Source organism: Nocardia sp. NPDC058176, assembly GCF_042883805.1.
GTDB lineage: Bacteria > Actinomycetota > Actinomycetes > Mycobacteriales > Mycobacteriaceae > Nocardia.
In genome coordinates, this window is record NZ_JBHVVA010000001.1 from 649,637 (window position 1) to 665,327 (window position 15,691).

13 protein-coding genes are annotated in these 15,691 nt (G+C 70.5%); 6 read left to right on the forward strand and 7 right to left on the reverse strand.

Going from position 1 to position 15,691, the window contains the following annotated elements; translation table 11 throughout:
- Positions 1-18 precede the first annotated feature (18 nt).
- Positions 19-1,017, forward strand: coding sequence for a zinc-binding alcohol dehydrogenase family protein (locus tag ACFVVM_RS03080; RefSeq protein WP_387612434.1), 999 nt, complete (start codon positions 19-21; stop codon positions 1,015-1,017).
- Positions 1,018-1,141: 124 nt separating this feature from the next.
- Positions 1,142-2,047 (forward strand): universal stress protein, encoded by a 906-nt coding sequence (locus ACFVVM_RS03085; RefSeq protein ID WP_387612436.1) that lies wholly within the window; start codon positions 1,142-1,144, stop codon positions 2,045-2,047.
- On the opposite strand, the gene ACFVVM_RS03090 is transcribed toward ACFVVM_RS03085, so the two are convergent.
- The 6 genes from ACFVVM_RS03090 to gdhA form a co-directional block, all read right to left on the reverse strand.
- The gene (locus ACFVVM_RS03090) at positions 2,048-2,956 is read right to left on the reverse strand and encodes a universal stress protein (protein ID WP_387612438.1); all 909 of its coding nucleotides are present in this window, start codon (positions 2,954-2,956) and stop codon (positions 2,048-2,050) included.
- A 29-nt stretch (positions 2,957-2,985) separates the two neighbouring features.
- Positions 2,986-4,482, reverse strand: coding sequence for an AAA family ATPase (locus ACFVVM_RS03095; RefSeq protein WP_387612440.1), 1,497 nt, complete (start codon positions 4,480-4,482; stop codon positions 2,986-2,988).
- On the reverse strand, positions 4,479-5,222 hold the full coding sequence (locus ACFVVM_RS03100) for an SDR family NAD(P)-dependent oxidoreductase (protein WP_387612442.1): 744 nt from the start codon (positions 5,220-5,222) through the stop codon (positions 4,479-4,481). The genes ACFVVM_RS03095 and ACFVVM_RS03100 overlap by 4 nt, the downstream gene beginning before the upstream one ends.
- 124 nt (positions 5,223-5,346) lie before the next feature.
- Positions 5,347-8,571, reverse strand: a complete 3,225-nt coding sequence (locus ACFVVM_RS03105; protein WP_387616731.1) for a beta-phosphoglucomutase family hydrolase — start codon at positions 8,569-8,571, stop codon at positions 5,347-5,349.
- Between the two features lie 111 nt (positions 8,572-8,682).
- Entirely contained in the window at positions 8,683-9,240 is a 558-nt protein-coding gene (locus ACFVVM_RS03110; protein ID WP_387612443.1) for a flavodoxin domain-containing protein, read from the reverse strand.
- Between the two features lie 119 nt (positions 9,241-9,359).
- A complete protein-coding gene (gdhA, locus tag ACFVVM_RS03115) occupies positions 9,360-10,709 on the reverse strand; it encodes an NADP-specific glutamate dehydrogenase (RefSeq protein WP_387612445.1) in 1,350 nt (449 codons plus the stop codon).
- A gap of 153 nt (positions 10,710-10,862) precedes the next feature.
- Here gdhA and ACFVVM_RS03120 point away from each other — a divergent pair, with 153 nt between their 5' ends.
- The 4 genes from ACFVVM_RS03120 to ACFVVM_RS03135 all read left to right on the forward strand — a co-directional run bounded on the left by ACFVVM_RS03120 (position 10,863) and on the right by ACFVVM_RS03135 (position 15,283).
- Positions 10,863-11,711, forward strand: a complete 849-nt coding sequence (locus ACFVVM_RS03120) for a class I SAM-dependent methyltransferase (RefSeq protein ID WP_387612446.1) — start codon at positions 10,863-10,865, stop codon at positions 11,709-11,711.
- A gap of 307 nt (positions 11,712-12,018) precedes the next feature.
- Complete coding sequence (locus tag ACFVVM_RS03125; protein WP_387612448.1) at positions 12,019-13,236, forward strand: PP2C family protein-serine/threonine phosphatase; 1,218 nt, start codon at positions 12,019-12,021, stop codon at positions 13,234-13,236.
- Positions 13,233-14,825: a CHASE3 domain-containing protein gene (locus ACFVVM_RS03130; RefSeq protein ID WP_387612450.1), complete on the forward strand. Its 1,593-nt coding sequence runs from the start codon at positions 13,233-13,235 to the stop codon at positions 14,823-14,825. The genes ACFVVM_RS03125 and ACFVVM_RS03130 overlap by 4 nt, the downstream gene beginning before the upstream one ends.
- Positions 14,822-15,283: a response regulator gene (locus tag ACFVVM_RS03135; RefSeq protein WP_387612451.1), complete on the forward strand. Its 462-nt coding sequence runs from the start codon at positions 14,822-14,824 to the stop codon at positions 15,281-15,283. The genes ACFVVM_RS03130 and ACFVVM_RS03135 overlap by 4 nt, the downstream gene beginning before the upstream one ends.
- Here the strand turns inward: ACFVVM_RS03135 and ACFVVM_RS03140 are convergent.
- On the reverse strand, positions 15,280-15,642 hold the full coding sequence (locus ACFVVM_RS03140) for an STAS domain-containing protein (RefSeq protein WP_387612453.1): 363 nt from the start codon (positions 15,640-15,642) through the stop codon (positions 15,280-15,282). The two genes, ACFVVM_RS03135 and ACFVVM_RS03140, sit on opposite strands and share 4 nt — an antisense overlap.
- Between the last annotated feature and the right edge of the window lie 49 nt (positions 15,643-15,691).

Consider the following 15,691-nt stretch of genomic DNA (forward strand, 5'->3'; position numbering starts at 1 on the left):
ATCGAAGGCGACGAGATGATGCGAGTCTGGCGAGTGCGACGACCGGGTCCGATCGCGGACGGACCCCTGGTGATGGGCCGTGAACCGATCCCGGTTCCGGGGCCCGGCGACCTGCTGGTGCGGGTGTTGTCGTGCGGGGTGTGCCGCACCGATCTGCACGTCGTCGAAGGCGATCTTCCCGTCCATCGACCGGGCGTGGTGCCGGGGCACGAGGTGGTCGCCGAGGTGGTCTCGGTCCCGGACGGCCGCACCGACATCGCGGTCGGGGACCGGGTCGGCGTTCCGTGGCTGCGCCACACCTGCGGGGTGTGCCGCTACTGCGCGCGTGGCGCCGAGAACCTGTGCCCGCACTCGCGCTACACCGGCTGGGACGACGACGGCGGCTACGCCGAATATGCCACCGCCCCTGCCGATTTCGTGCTGCCACTGCCGCGTGGATACAGCGACGAGGAGCTGGCACCGCTGCTGTGCGCCGGGATCATCGGCTATCACGCGCTGGTTCGCGCAGAGGTTCCCGAGGGCGGGGTGCTGGGAATCTACGGCTTCGGCGGCAGTGCCCATCTCACCGCGCAGGTGGCGATCGCCCAGGGCGCGCGGGTGCACGTGATGACCCGCGGCGCCGCGGCCAGGGAGCTGGCCCTCGCGCTCGGCGCGGCCTCTGCGCGCGACGCCGCGGCCGTGCCGCCGGAGCCGCTGGATTCGGCGATCCTGTTCGCGCCGGTCGGCGAACTGGTGCTGCCCGCGCTGGCGGCACTCGACAGCGGTGGCACGCTGGCCGTCGCCGGGATCCATCTCAGCGACATCCCGGCGCTGAACTATCAGCGGCACCTGTTCCGGGAACGCCAGCTCCGCAGTGTCACCTCCAATACGCGAGCCCAGGCCCGCGCGTTTCTCGCCTCGGCGCAGCGGCATCGGCTGACCGTGTCGACCCATCGGTACTCGCTCGACCACGCCGATCGCGCGCTGGGTGATCTCGCGCTCGGCCGATTCGACGGGGCGGCGGTGCTGGTGCCGTGACCCCGAATCCGGGCCGATCGGCCGCTCCGGCGGGGACCTTGTCCCCTGCTGCCGGGAATCGGACCGGACGATGCTCGAGGCAGACGAGCGATCGATCCCGATCGCGACGACGAAGGGAGCGATGATGTCGGACAACGAACACGTGCCCACCGAGCAGGGGGTCCGGCCGGTGCTGGCCGCGGTCGACGGGTCGGCGAGCTCGTATCAGGCCGCCGCGTGGGCCGCGGCCGAAGCCGTGCTGCGCAAGCTGCCGCTGCACATCCTCACCTCCGGCGCGGTCCAGACCGGGATGGAACCGGGGATGTCGCTGGGCGCGGAGGACCTGGAGTGGTTGCGGGTCGACGCCGAGCGCGTCGTCAAGGAAGCCGAACGGGTCGCGCGCGCCGCGGTGCCCGACCGGGACCTGGTGATCACCACCGAGGTGAGTTTCGAGTTGGCGGCGCCGCTGCTGATCGGGCGTTCGGGCTCGGCGCAGATCCTCGTCGTCGGCAGCCGTGGCCTCGGGGCGTTCCAGCGCGGACTGCTCGGCTCGGTCAGCCGGGCGGCGGTCCATCACGCGCACTGCCCGGTCGCGGTGATCCACGACAGTGCCGCCGTCGACCCGGTGTCGGCGGCGCGCCCGGTGCTGGTCGGCGTCGACGGCACCGCCAACAGCGTGCCCGCGGTGGAACTCGCCTTCGACGAGGCCTCGCGGCGCAAGGTGGAACTGGTCGCGTTGCACGCTTTCAGTGATGCCAGTGGGCTCGATCTGCCCGCGTTCGGCTGGGAGGTCGGCAGGCAGAGCGCCGAGGCCACGCTGGCCGAGAATCTCAGTGGCTACGCCGAGCAGTACCCGGACGTGTCCGTGCGGCGGATCGTGGTCGCGAATCGTCCGGTGCGTTCGCTGCTCGCCGAATCCGCGTCGGCGCAGCTGCTGGTGGTCGGCAGTCGCGGACGGGGCGGGTTCACCAGCATGCTGCTGGGATCGACGAGCAACGCGCTGCTGCACTCGGTGGAGATTCCCACGATCGTGGTCCGCAGCGAACGGTGATCAGTCGGGGTGGACGACCATGACCGGGCAGTCGGCGTGCTGCACCAGGTAGTTGCTGGTCGACCCGAGCAGCAGGCCGCGGAATCCGCCCCGGCCGCGGCTGCCGACGACGACCAGCTGCGCGGTGCGCGAGCACTCGGTCAACCGGTCGCGCACCCCGTACATCTCCACCTCGCGCCGGACGACGAGATCGGGATACCGCTCGGTCCACTCGGCCAGCCGCTCGGCCAGCAGTGCCGTCTCCGCGGCCACGAAGTCGTCGACCGGTAGCGCGAGACGGTCGGTTCCGCCGAGTTCACCGCGCGAGAGATCGCTCCAGCCGTGCACGGCGACGAGCTCGGTACCGCGCTGGGTGGCTTCGGCGAACGCCGCGGCGACGGCGGGCTCACCGACCGGGCTGCCGTCGACACCGACGACGACCGGTCCGGTGCGGCGGTCGGGATCGGATCCGCGCACGATCACCACGGCACCGCGCGCGTGCGCGGTGACCGCGAGCAGGGTGGAGCCGAGGTGGACGATCGAACCCGCCGCCGAGGTCACGCCGAGGACGACCAGATACGCCTGCGCCGACGCCTCGATCAGCGTCCGGGCCGGATTGCCCGTCGCGAGCTCGGTGGTCACCGTGACCTGCGGGGCGGCGGCGATGGCCTGCTCACGTGCGGCGGTCAGGGTCTGCTCGGCGGCGAGATGGATGTCCTGCATCGTGGCGTAGATGAACGCGTCGTAGGCGCTGCGCGGTGTTCTGGCGGCGAACGGTTCCGTGCAGTGCACGAGGTGCAACGCACGGCCGCGCTCGGCGGCGATGCGGGCGGCCCAGCGCACCGCGTTGCCGGAGCCGGCCGATCCGTCGATGCCGACGACAACCGCCGCCGAGGACATCCCGTGCGGGCTGTCGCTGTCCTGGGTCATGATCGTGCCCTCCTGGTCGGGTGTGCGGATCACGCTGGTCGTTCGACGGATTCGGCGCGCCTCTCGGGCGTCGCGTGCCAGCCACGACAGGCCGCGGTGACGGAATCGGTCAGTGCGCCCTCGGTGTCTATGGTGACGGCATCGGGCCATCTCGCAGCGGTGGCGGCCATCGCGTCGGCGATGTCGGTGGTGGCATCGGATTCGTGGGCGTGGCGTGCGCGGATCCGCTGGTGGGCGAGCTCGGTGGGGCACGCGCAGCGCAGGGCGACGAGATCGGCGCGGGCCTCCTCGGCCAGCGCCGCCGCCCGCCGGCGCTGTTCGGGATCTGTCCAGCTCGCGTCGAGGATCACCGAGACACCCTCGGCGAGCAGGACCCGTGCCCGCCACCGGAGCTCGTCGTAGACCCTGGACCGATTCGCGGCGGAGTAGCGTCCCGCGCCGAACCGGCCGACCTCACCGCCCACCGTCGTGACCCGCGCGATTTCCTTGCGGACCCGGTCGCTCGAGAGCACGACCGCTCCGGTGCGCGCCGAGAGTTCCCTGGCCAGGGTCGATTTGCCGGTGCCGGGCAGCCCGCCGACCAGGGCGAGACGGACCGCGCCGTGGGCCAGATGGTGGTCGGCGAGCCGCAGGTGCGCGCGCAGCTGGTCGGCCGCGGCGGGATCGCCCTGCTCGGCGCGGATCAGGTCGACCTTCGCGCGCACGGTCGCCCGGTAGGCGATGTAGTGGTCGCGCAGTGACGGCGGGGCGGGATCGCCGGTTTCGTGGAGGTACTCGTCGAGGAATCCGGTGGCCAGCTCGGGGTGCCCGAGGAACTCGACATCCATGGCGAGAAAGGCGATGTCGTCGACCCGGTCGACGTAGCGCAGCCGATCGTCGAAGTCCAGGCAGTCCAGCACCCGGAAGCCGTCCGGGAGCTCGAAGATGTCCTCGGCCAGCAGGTCACCGTGGCCGTCGACGATGCGCCCCTCGGCGATCCTGCTCTCCAGCAGCGGGGCCCGGCCGTCGAGATAGCGCATCGCCGCCCGATCGATCCGCGCGAGCACCTCGGCGTCGGCGGGGTCGCGGACACCGGCGCGCAGCGGGTCGAGGAGCGAACGCCAGCGGGCGCGGACAGCGGAAACCGTGCCCGCGCTGTCGATCTCGGGCCCGCGCTCGGCGTCGTTGTGGAAGCGCACCAGCAGGTGGATGAGCTCGGCGAGGGTGGCCGAGGTCCGCGTGGGCCGGGCGAGCAGGGCGGACAGGCGTCGATCGGCGGGCATCCGGCGCATGATCAGCACCGGTTCGGCGGGCCCGCCACCGGGATCGTCGAGGTGACCCACCCCGATGTACACATCCGGCGACAGTCGCGCATTGAGCGCCAGTTCGCGCGCGCAGGCGCGGTCGCGCAGCCGCGATGTGCTGAAGTCGAGGAAGTCGGTGCGCAGTGCCTTCTTCACCTTGTAGGCGCGATCGCCGTAGAGGAAGACCACGCCCGTGTGGGTCTCGCGCACCTGCGCCTGGCCGACCCCGATCGACGCGTTCACGACGGCACCACCAGCGCGGCGCCTGCCGTCGCGCCGCCGTCGAGGACGAATTCCGAACCGGTGGAGAAGGTCGCCTCGGTGACGACGAACCCGACCATCGCGGCCACTTCCTCGGGCTCACCGAACCGGGGAAGCGGTTGTCCGGCAGCGATGCCGGGGTCCATGTCCGCCGTCATCGGAGTGCGGATCGGTCCCGGGTGCACCGAGCAGACTCGCACGCCCGCCGCGCCGAGTTCGAGCGCGGCCGCCTTGGTCAAGCCGCGCAGCCCCCACTTGCTCGCGACGTAGCCGGAGATCCCGGAGTAGCCGATCAGCCCGGCGGTCGAGGAGACATTGACGATGACACCGTCACCCGCCGCCCGCAGTCGCGGCGCGGCCAGGTGCATCCCGAGCCAGGCGCCGACGAGATTCACGTTCAGCACGTGGCGGAACTGCGCGGGCGACTCGGACTCGACACCACCGAAATCGACGATGCCGGCATTGTTCACCAGCACCGCCAGCGGGCCGAAGACCGCCTCGGCGTCGTCGAGCACCCGGCGCCACTCGTGCTCGTCGGTGACGTCGAGGTGCCGGAACACCGCCTGGGGTCCGAGGGCTTCCGCGGTCTCGCGGCCCTCCCGCGCGAGCAGGTCCGCGATGACGACCCCGGCGCCCTCCTTGACCAGGGTGCGTGCCACGGCCGCGCCGATCCCGCGCGCACCCCCGGTGACGACGACGCTGCGTCCATGAAGATCAGCCATGATCGAACCTTCCCGTCGGTGCTCGGCATCGTTTCCAGTTCCAGCGTCGTCCGTGCCGCCTGCCGCCGATACGGTCGAAGGTCCTGGCTGTGCGCTGGCATTGGTCCCGAGAGTTCCCACCGCGCTAGCGGGCCCGCCGGGCGCCGCCCGCGAGCGGGACCTCCCAGATCTGTCCCGCGGCGAGCACACGCTCGATGCCCTCGACATCGACCCGGATGGGTTCGGCGGCGCTCGGGTGCAGACGCAGCCGCACGCGCGTGTGGGTGACCGACACCGTCACCGGTTGCCCGCGATAGGAGACGGTGAACTCCACCTCGGGCAGTTCGGCGGGCAGCACCGGGTGCAGGCGGAGCACGTCGTGGCGGGTCTCGATGCCGCAGTAGCAGCGCAGGACCATGTCGGCGGTGCCCGCCATCGCGCCGAGGTGCACGCCCTCGCGGGTCGTGCCGCCCTGGGTGTCGGCCAGATCGGCCTCGAGCGCGCGGGCGAACAGCGACCACGAGGCGGCGCGGTCGGTGCGGGCCAGCACCCAGGCGTGCGCGAGGCGGCTCAGCGTCGAGCCGTGGCTGGTCCTGGCCAGGTAGTACTCGACCGTGCGCGGCACGATCTCGGGGGCGAGCGAGTAGCCGAGCCGCTCGAGGACGTGGCGCAGCTCCTCGGCGGAGAAGAGATAGAACAGCATCAGCACATCGGCTTGCTTGGAGAGTTTGTAGCGGTTGGTGGTGTCGCCTTCGGCGTGCAGGATCAGGTCGAGCCGTTCGATGTTGCCGTAGCGGGCCCGGTAGGCGGCCCAGTCGAATTCGGCGAGCTCCTCGTAGCCCTCGAACTGGCTGATGACGCCGTCGCGATGGAACGGCACCCGCAGGCGCCTGCCGACGCGATCCCAGTGCAGCGGTTCGTCGGCGCGTAGTTGCAGTCGATGCCACAGCGACGCGCAGTCGCGGCCGTGCAGCAGGCGCACCACATCGCGAGCACGCGTCAACGTCCACGCGGCGAGCACATTGGTGTAGGCGTTGTTGCGCAGCCCGCGTCCCGGCGAGTCCGGACCGCCGTCGTGGTATTCGTCGGGGCCCATGACGCCGTCGATGTCGAACCGGTCGTCGGCCGGGTCGTACACCGCCATCGCGGCGAACGCGCGGGCCACCTCGACCATGATCTCGGCGCCGGTGTCGACGAGGAATCGTTCGTCGCCGGTGGTCTGGTAGTACTGCCAGATGCTGTAGGCGACGGCCAGGCCGACATGGCGTTGCCGGTGCGAATGATCCGGCATCCACCGGCCGTTGCGGACGTTGAACAGCTCCGCGGGGGTCTCCTCGCGGCCGTCGCTGCCGCTCTGCCAGGGGAACAGGGCACCGTCGAGCCCGGCGGCGCGGGCCGCGTCACGGGCCCGGGCCAGCCGTTCGTAGCGGTACTGCAGCAGTGCCCTGGTCAGCTCGGGTTGCCGCAGGGTCAGCATCGGATGGACGAACAGTTCGTCCCAGAAGATGTGCCCGCGATACCCCTCGCCGTGCAGGCCCCGCGGAGGGACGCCGACATCGACATCGGTCGCCGAGATGTGCACCGCCTGCAAGACATGGAAGACGTGCAGGTTGAGCGCGAGGCTGCTGTCGTGGCCTTCGCTCAGGCGAATGGCGAACCGGTCCCACAGCTGCGCCCAGGCGGTCACGTGCGCATCGCGGAGCGCGGATGCGCGCGGGGCCCGGGCGATCCGGTCCGCCGCGGCCAGCCCTGGAGTGCTGATGCCGCGGTCGCGTGCGGTGCTGACCACGGCCACCTTCTCGACGAGGACGGGATCGGCGGTGCCGATCCGGACGGTCGCCACCACACCCGCCCTGGCGGGTTCGTCGAGGACACGGCGGTCGAGCAGCGTCCCGTCGATCCGGGTGCGCGTGGCCGTGGCGATCGTCAGACCCGACTGGGTCGTCCGCGCCTCGTACAGGATCGTCTCGTCGTCGAGGCTTCGATGGGTGCCCGCGTCGACGTGGTGGGGGTTCAACGCCGCGTCCGCGGCGACGTTGCGATTGCCCACCGCGCCCTCGACCGTCGACTCGACGACCAGCTCACCGGTCCAGTTCTGGGCCTGGACGGATAGTTCCAGCACCGCGACGTAGGGGTCGGCCATCGAATGGAATCGCCGGGTGGTCACCGTCGTCTGCCTGCCCGCGCCGTCGGCGTACCGGTCGATGCAGGTGAGGATGCCCGCGCGCACGTTCAGGTTCTGATGGTGGCCGACCATGTCCGGTCCACCGGGACGAAGAACCGTTCCGTCGGCGTGCCGGAGCGCGACGAAGGTCCAGTCCGGGGCGTTGACGAGGTGTTCGGTCTCGATGACGCGCGCACCCACCGTCGAGACGACCCGGTTGTAGATCCCGGCCAGGTAGGTGCCGGGGTAGTGCACCTCGTCGGCCACCGATCCCGCGGCCGCGCCACGGCTGGCCCAGTAGCCGTTGCCGGTGGTGCACAGCGCTTCGCGCGTCCCTTCCTGCGCCGGGTCGAAGTCGTCGTAGATCAGATTCCAGCCGCCGGAACTCGCGCGGACCGCGCCGCCGCCCCAGCGTGGCGCGGCCGCGGGAATCGGGTCCGCGTTCGCGGAGACCAGGGCCAGATCGGCCAGATCGGTGACGACGATGTCGGCGCCCACCTGCGCGAGTAGCGCGGCCGACCCCACGCGGTCGACCCCGATGACGAGACCGAACCTGCCCTCGACGGCCGCCTGCACGCCGGCGGTGGCGTCCTCGAGCACCACGGCGTCGATCGGCGCGACCCGCAGCCTGCGCGCGGCTTCGAGAAACATCGCCGGATCGGGCTTGCCGGGCAGGGCATCGCGCAGCGCGTCGGTCCCGTCGACGCGCACGGTGAACGCCTCGGCCAGACCGGCCGCGTCGAGCACCGCGGCACAGTTGGCGCTGGCGGTGACCAGCGCCGTGGGCACCCGTGTGGCGCGGAGCCGGTGCAGCAGCGCGGCGGCGTCGGGAAACACGCGCACGCCGGATCGGGCGAGTTCGGCGGCGAAGAGGTCCTGCTTGCGGGCGGCCATCCCGGCCACCGTCAGCGCGTCGGGGCCGTCCTGCGCCGAGCCGTCGGGGACGGTGATGGCGCGGGCTGCCAGAAAGCACCGGATGCCGTCGTCACGACTGCGCCCGTCGACATGGCGCCGATAGTCCGCGTCGATGTCGAACCCGGCGACCTCCCCGTCGGCCAGCCGCGGCAGTACGTCGTCGAACAGGCGCTTCCAGGCCGCGGCGTGCACGGAGGCGGTGTCGGTGACCACCCCGTCCATGTCGAAGACCACCGCGCCGAAACCGTTCGCGGTCCTGCCCGCCGGTACCGGCAGGTGCTCCAGTCGCATCACCACGGGCGGCGCCTCGCTCGCGCAGCCGCGGACCTTCGTTCGCCGTGCACGCCTCGATCCTCCTCGTGCCCGCCGCGCGCGGGAAGCGCGCCCGGATCACAGTCCCGGTCAGGGATGGATCGTGTGGGCCGGGGCATGGGGGAGGGCGAGTGCGTCGGCGATCCCGCTCGACCATTCGCGCACGGCCTGCCAGTCCCGCAGATCGCCGTAGCGGGCGCCGCCGAGTATTCGATACATCGTCCTGGCCCGCCACGAGACGCCTTCGCGTTCGTAGCAACCGGCGAAGGCGGCGTAGCCGCGGGGCCGCAGGAGATCGCGGACCGCCGCGATCTTGCGAGGCGCCCGTCGTCCGACCCAGCGCCCGACCGGACCGCGCAGCGCCGGTCCGAGCCCGACGCTGAACAGCCAGACGTCCTTGTCGTCCAGCGTGCGCGCATTGTGCCGGATGTAGGCGGCGGCCTCGGGCAACAGTGCCATGTCGTGGATGGCGCTGCCGAGCACGACGGCGTCGATGCCGGTGAGGTCGGGTGCGTGGTCGATGTCGTAGAGCTCGCCGCGGGCGCCGCGCGCGACCAGGTCTTCCCAGACGAACTCGGCGATGTCGCGGGTCGAGCCGTGCGCGGTGGCGTACAGGACAGCGATTCGAGGTGCGGGTGTCGTGGTCATACAGTCAGCCTCGCGCGCGAACCGCCCGCCGGAGCAGAGTCGAGGTGCCCGTATCCCCGGGACCAACGACCCCGTTCCGGATCACGCTGAACCGCCGGTCGATACGGGCGGCGAACCGCTCAGATGACGCCGAGGGCCAGCATCGCGTCCGCGACCTGGATGAAGCCGCCGATGTTGGCGCCCGCCACATAGTTGCCCGGTACGCCGTATTCGTCGGCGGTGGCCAGGCAGCGGTCGTGGATGCCGCGCATGATCTCGGCCAGCCGCTCCTCGGTGTGCTCGAAGCTCCACGAGTCGCGGGAGGCGTTCTGCTGCATCTCCAGCGCGCTGGTCGCCACGCCGCCCGCGTTGGCCGCCTTACCCGGTGCGAAGATCACCCCGGCCTCGCCGAACACCCGCACCGCGTCCGGCGTGCACGGCATGTTGGCGCCCTCGGCGACGATGTGGCAGCCGTTGGCGACGAGTTTGCCCGCGGCGGCACCGTCGAGTTCGTTCTGCGTCGCGCACGGCAGCGCGATATCGCAGGGCACCTCCCACAGCGAACCGCCCGAGACGAATCGCGCGGTACCCGCACGGTTCTCGGCGTAGTCGGCGATCCGCCCACGCCGGACTTCCTTGATCTCCTTGAGCACGTCGAGGTCGATGCCCTGCTCGTCGAGGACGTAACCGCTCGAATCCGAGCACGCCACCACAGTGCCACCGAGCTCCTGGACCTTCTCGATCGCGTAGATCGCGACATTGCCCGAGCCCGACACCACCACCCGCTGGCCGTCCAGGGAACGACCCGACGCACCCAGGATCTCGTTGACGAAATAGACCACGCCGTATCCGGTGGCCTCCCGGCGTACCTGCGAACCGCCCCAGGTCAGGCCCTTGCCGGTGAGCACACCGGACTCGTAGCGGTTGGTGATGCGCTTGTACTGACCGAACAGATAACCGATCTCCCGGCCACCCACGCCGGTGTCACCGGCCGGGACGTCGGTGTGTTCGCCGAGATGGCGGTACAGCTCGGTCATGAACGCCTGACAGAACCGCATCACCTCACCCTCGGAACGACCCTTCGGATCGAAATCCGAACCGCCCTTACCGCCGCCGATGGGTAGTCCGGTGAGCGCGTTCTTGAAGATCTGCTCGAACCCCAGGAATTTCACGATGCCCAGGTACACCGAAGGATGGAAGCGCAGTCCGCCCTTGTACGGGCCGAGCGCGGAATTGAACTCCACCCGGAAGCCACGATTGATCTGCACGGCGCCGGAATCGTCGACCCACGGCACCCGGAAGATGATCTGCCGCTCGGGCTCACACAACCGGCGGATCACGGCCGCGTCGGCATAGTGCGGATGCTTGACGACAACGGGCGCCAGGCTGTCGAGCACCTCGCGGACGGCCTGGTGGAACTCGATTTCCCCCGGGTTGCGCCGCAGCACTTCGTCGTAGATGTCGCTCAGCTTCGCGTCCAGGACGGCCACCGGTTGGCTCCTTCTCGTCGTCGTTGACTCCGCGGCCGGACCGCAACCGGTCACCCGGCACGGGCCGTCATCCCGGGGATGACGGTCAACCGAGCATCCCCGGCCGCACTTCACACGTTAGCCGCACCGGTGGTGAGGACCGGACGTCACGTGATGGACGGACTTCGCGCGGTGGCCGGGTCGATCGGTGTCGCGATACCGTGGCTTGTGCAGGAGCCCCTTGATCGGCAGCAGGAGACCACGCAACCGTCCACGCGAGAGCCGGTGGTGAACTGGTTCGAGCGGGGTGGTCGGGCCTACGCGCAGTACCGGCCCGAGTATCCGGATCCGCTCGCCGAGTTCCTGGCCTCGCTGGCGCCGTCCGCGGATCTCGCGGTCGATGTGGGCTGCGGGAACGGACAGCTCACCACCCGCCTCGCCCCGTTCTTCGACCAGACGATCGGGATCGACCCGAGTGCTTCTCAGCTCGAGCACGCCCAGCCCGGCGATCGGGTGAGCTACCTGCGGGCGCCGGCCGAGAACCTGCCGGTCGGCGAGCAGCGCGCGTCGCTGATCACCGCGGCGCAGGCGGCCCACTGGTTCGACCGGGCCGCCTTCTACGCCGAGGTCCGCCGGATCGCCGTCGACCGGGCGGTGCTGGCTCTGGTCAGCTATGGCGTGGTCGAGCTCGAACCCGACCTGGCCGAACGTTTCCACCGCTTCTACCACGACGAGATCGGCCCGTACTGGCCACCGGAACGCCGACTCGTCGACACCGGCTACGCCGACATCGAGTTCCCGTTCGACGAGCATCCCGCGCCGCCGATGCGCCTCACGAAACAGTGGACCCTCGACGAGTTCCTCGGCTATCTCTCGACCTGGTCCGCGGTCCGCCGTGTCGACGACGCGGGCAACTCCGAGATCCTGCGCGCTTTCGCCGCCGACCTCGCCGCCGTGTGGGGCGATCCCTCGACAACCCGCCCGATCGCCTGGCCGGTCGCCATGAGACTGGGTTCCCTCTGACACCGTCGTCGTCGGCAATCGAATACCCAAGCGGGACAGGTGATCTCGGTGGCGATCGGTGGCCGGGGCCGAGACGCGCGCCGATGGCGTGGTGAGTGGTCGAAGATCGGATAACATTCTCGCACCACTCGGTCCAGCAACCGGCCGACGGAGTCAGTGTCGCGCTGTGGGCGCTTGTGATCGGAGGCATTCGTGCACCCCGTGGGATTCGTGCTGTCCGTCTGGGAAGGGTCGAGGTGGCAGCCGGGCGACCGGAGCCGGCCGCGGAACCGTCAGGCCGGTCGTGGTCGTGGCGCGTGGTGACGCGTTGAACGCCGATCCGCTCGACGACGAGGTCTCTGCGCACGAGCGAGGTCGACCCCACATCTTGCTGGTCGAGGACGATCCCGGCGACGCCGTTCTGGTCGAGGAGATGGTCGTCGACCTCACCCCGCGCCCGCGACTGGTCTGGGTGCGCACGCTCGCCGAGGCGGGCCATCTCCTGCGCACCGACGTTCCCGACTGCGTGCTGCTGGACCTGCACCTTCCCGATGCCACCGGGCTGGAAGCGCTGGCTCGGATCCGCGCGGACAACGACCGGGTCGCGATCGTGGTGATGACCGGCCTCGACCAGGAACACACCGGGCTCGCCGCACTGGCGTCGGGAGCGCAGGACTACCTGGTGAAGGGCCGGGTGGAGCCGGAGTTGTTCGGGCGCGCGGTGCGTTACGCGATCCAGCGCAAGCAGGCCGAACGCACCAGTGCCGCGCTACAGGCCAGCCAGATGCGGGCCCAGGAGAACGCCCGCCTCGAGCGGGGATTGCTGCCGACGCCGCTGCTGGGCGTCGACCGCGTGGTCGACGTGGTCTCGCGGTATCGGCCGGGTCGCGACCACTCGTTGCTCGGCGGCGACTTCTACGACGTGGTGCAGGACCCGAACGGCCTGGTGCACGCCATCATCGGCGATGTCTCCGGCCACGGGCCCGATGCCGCCGCGACCGGGGTCGCGTTGCGGTTGGCCTGGCGCACCCTGGTCCTCAGCGGCGTCACCGGCGCCCGGCAGCTGGATCTGCTCGAGGAGGTCTTGCTCGCCGAACGCGCCGACGAACAGACCTTCGCCACCGCCACCAGCCTGCTGCTGGACCCGGCGACCGACCAGGTGCTGGTCCGGCGCGCCGGACACCCCGGCATGGTGCGCCACGGTCCCGAAGCGGTGGACTGGATCGAGGTCCCTGGCGGGCCTGCCCTCGGCTTCGTGCCCGGCCACGCGCGGTGGCCCGCGCACGCGGTGCCGCTGGCGGCGGACTCCGGGCTGATGCTGTTCACCGACGGCCTGTTCGAGGGACACGTCGGCCGCGGCAGTGAACGGCTCGGCGAAGCGGGTCTGCTCGAGCTGGCACGCAGCCTGCGGGCCGGGCCACCGGAGGTCTTCGTCGACGCGGTGATCGCGCGCGTGGCGGACTTGTCCTCGGCGGCAGGTGGATTGGACGACGATGTGGCCGTGCTGTACGTGCGGTGGCGTGATACGGGAGGGCAGCGGCCATGACGAGGGGATTCGGCGGTTCGCCGCGGCTGGCGGGCCGGATGACCGCGCAGGGCTGGTTCCAGCTGGTGTTCGCGCTGATGATCCTGGCGGTCATCGTGGGTGCCGCGGCGGGCGCGCAGGTCATCGCGCACACCAACCGGGTCACCGACCGCCTGCTCACGCAGACCCGGCCCGCGGCCACCGAGGCCGCTCGCCTGGAGAACGCGCTGGTGAACCAGGAAACCGGGATCCGCGGCTACGCCGGCACCGGTGACCCGCAGTTCCTCGAGCCCTACACCGAGGGCAGGCACGAGCAGGCGGTGGCCGCGGCTCGCCTGCGCGAGCTGTTCGCCGGGCACCCGGAGCTGCTCGCCGACCTCACCGCGGTCGAACAGGCCGCCCAGCGGTGGCGTCTCGACTACGCCGAACCCGTCGCCACCTCCTCGCCCGCCGACGCGGGCAGCGGCGCCGACGCGACGGTCGCGGTGGCCGGGAAGGCACTCTTCGACGAACTGCGGGACCGCCTCGCGGCGCAGCACGACGATCTCACCGCCGCGGTCGACAGGGACACCGTCGACCTGGCGTCGATGCGTACCACGCGCACGGTCGTGCTGTCGGGCATCCTCGCCGCCTTCCTGCTGATCGGGGTACTGCTCACCGTGCTGATGCGGCGGCTGGTGGTCGCGCCGTTGCGGTATCTCACCGAGTCGTCCCGGCGCGTGGCCGCGGGCGAATTCGGCTCCCGCATCGACGCGGTCGGGCCCTCCGACATCGCCCTGGTGTGCGAGGCGGTGGAGAACATGCGCCACCAGATCGTCACCGAACTCGAGTCCTCGCGGATCCAGGAGGGCCTGTCGCAGCAGCAGGCCGAGGAACTGCGCCGCTCCAATGCCGAGCTGGAGCAGTTCGCCTACGTCGCCTCCCACGACCTGCAGGAGCCGCTGCGCAAGGTGGCCTCGTTCTGTCAGCTGCTCGACAAACGCTACGGCGACCAGCTCGACGATCGCGCCAAGCAGTACATCGATTTCGCGGTCGACGGCGCCAAACGCATGCAGATCCTCATCAACGACCTGCTCACCTTCTCCCGGGTCGGCCGGGTGTCGGAGGGCACCGAACCCGTCGAGCTCGATCGGACCCTCGACGACGCCCTGTCGGCCCTGTCGGCGAGCATCGAGGAATCCGGGGCCAGGATCGAACGGCCGGCATCGTTGCCGCGGCTGGTCGGCGAACCGACCCTGCTGATCATGCTGTGGCAGAACCTGATCGGCAACGCGATCAAATTCCGCGCTCCCGATCTGGCACCGGTCGTCCGCGTCTCCTGCGCTCCCGGCGCCGAGGACGAGGAGTGGCAGTTCTCGGTGTCGGACAACGGCATCGGCGTCGCAACCGAGTTCGCGGAGAAGGTCTTCGTGATCTTCCAGCGTCTGCACCCCCGGGATGCCTACGGCGGCACCGGAATCGGCCTCGCCGTCTGCAAGAAGATCGTGGAGTTCCACGGTGGTCGGATCTGGATCGACACCGACCACCAGCACGGCACCCGCCTGTGCTTCACGCTGCGGGCCGACGCGTCCGCGCCGCCCACCCCCGCCCAGAAGGAGACCACCGCATGACCGACCCAGGCCAGCCGATCGACATCCTGCTCGTCGAGGACGATCCCGGCGACGAGCTGATGACCCGGGAAGCTTTCGAGGACAACAAGATCGGCAACACGCTGCACGTGGTGCGCGACGGGCAGGAAGCGCTGGACTTCCTCTACCGCACCGGTGCCCACGTCGAGGCCCCGCGCCCGGACCTGATCCTGCTGGATCTGAATCTGCCGAAGTACGACGGCAGACAGGTGCTGGAGAAGATCAAGGCCGACCCGGAGCTGACGCACATTCCCGTGGTCGTGCTCACCACCTCCGCGGCCGAGGAGGACATCCTGCGCAGCTACAAGCTGCACGCGAACGCCTACGTCACCAAACCGGTGGACCTCGACCAGTTCATCGCCGCGATCCGACAGATCGACGAGTTCTTCGTGCAGGTCGTGCGCCTGCCACGAGTGCGGGCGTCGCGCCCACCGAGCTAGTTCGAGGAGCTGCGCGCCTCGGCGGCGATCGCCGCGTCGAGGGTGTCGTAGACGGCAAGCAACTTGTCGAGCCCGGTCAGTTCGATCGGCCGGGCCACCTCGCGCGAGGCCACCACACGCAGCTGGTCGGGCGCGCCCTTGGACACGATCAGTAGGGCACTGAGCCCGGCCGAGCCGAGGAAACCGACCTGGGTCATGTCGACCACGAGGGTCCTGCCGCCCTCACGAGCCTTCTCGAGCGCCGCCTGCAACTGGGGAGCCGAGGCCATGTCCACTTCACCACGCACCGTGAGGATCTCGAATCCGTCCTGCGCCCGCACCTGGACATCGAGGTCGCTGAACCTGTCTTCCACGGTCACCGGAGGACTCCCTGGTCACGGTTCGACATTCTGTACCTCTGCCTTCAGC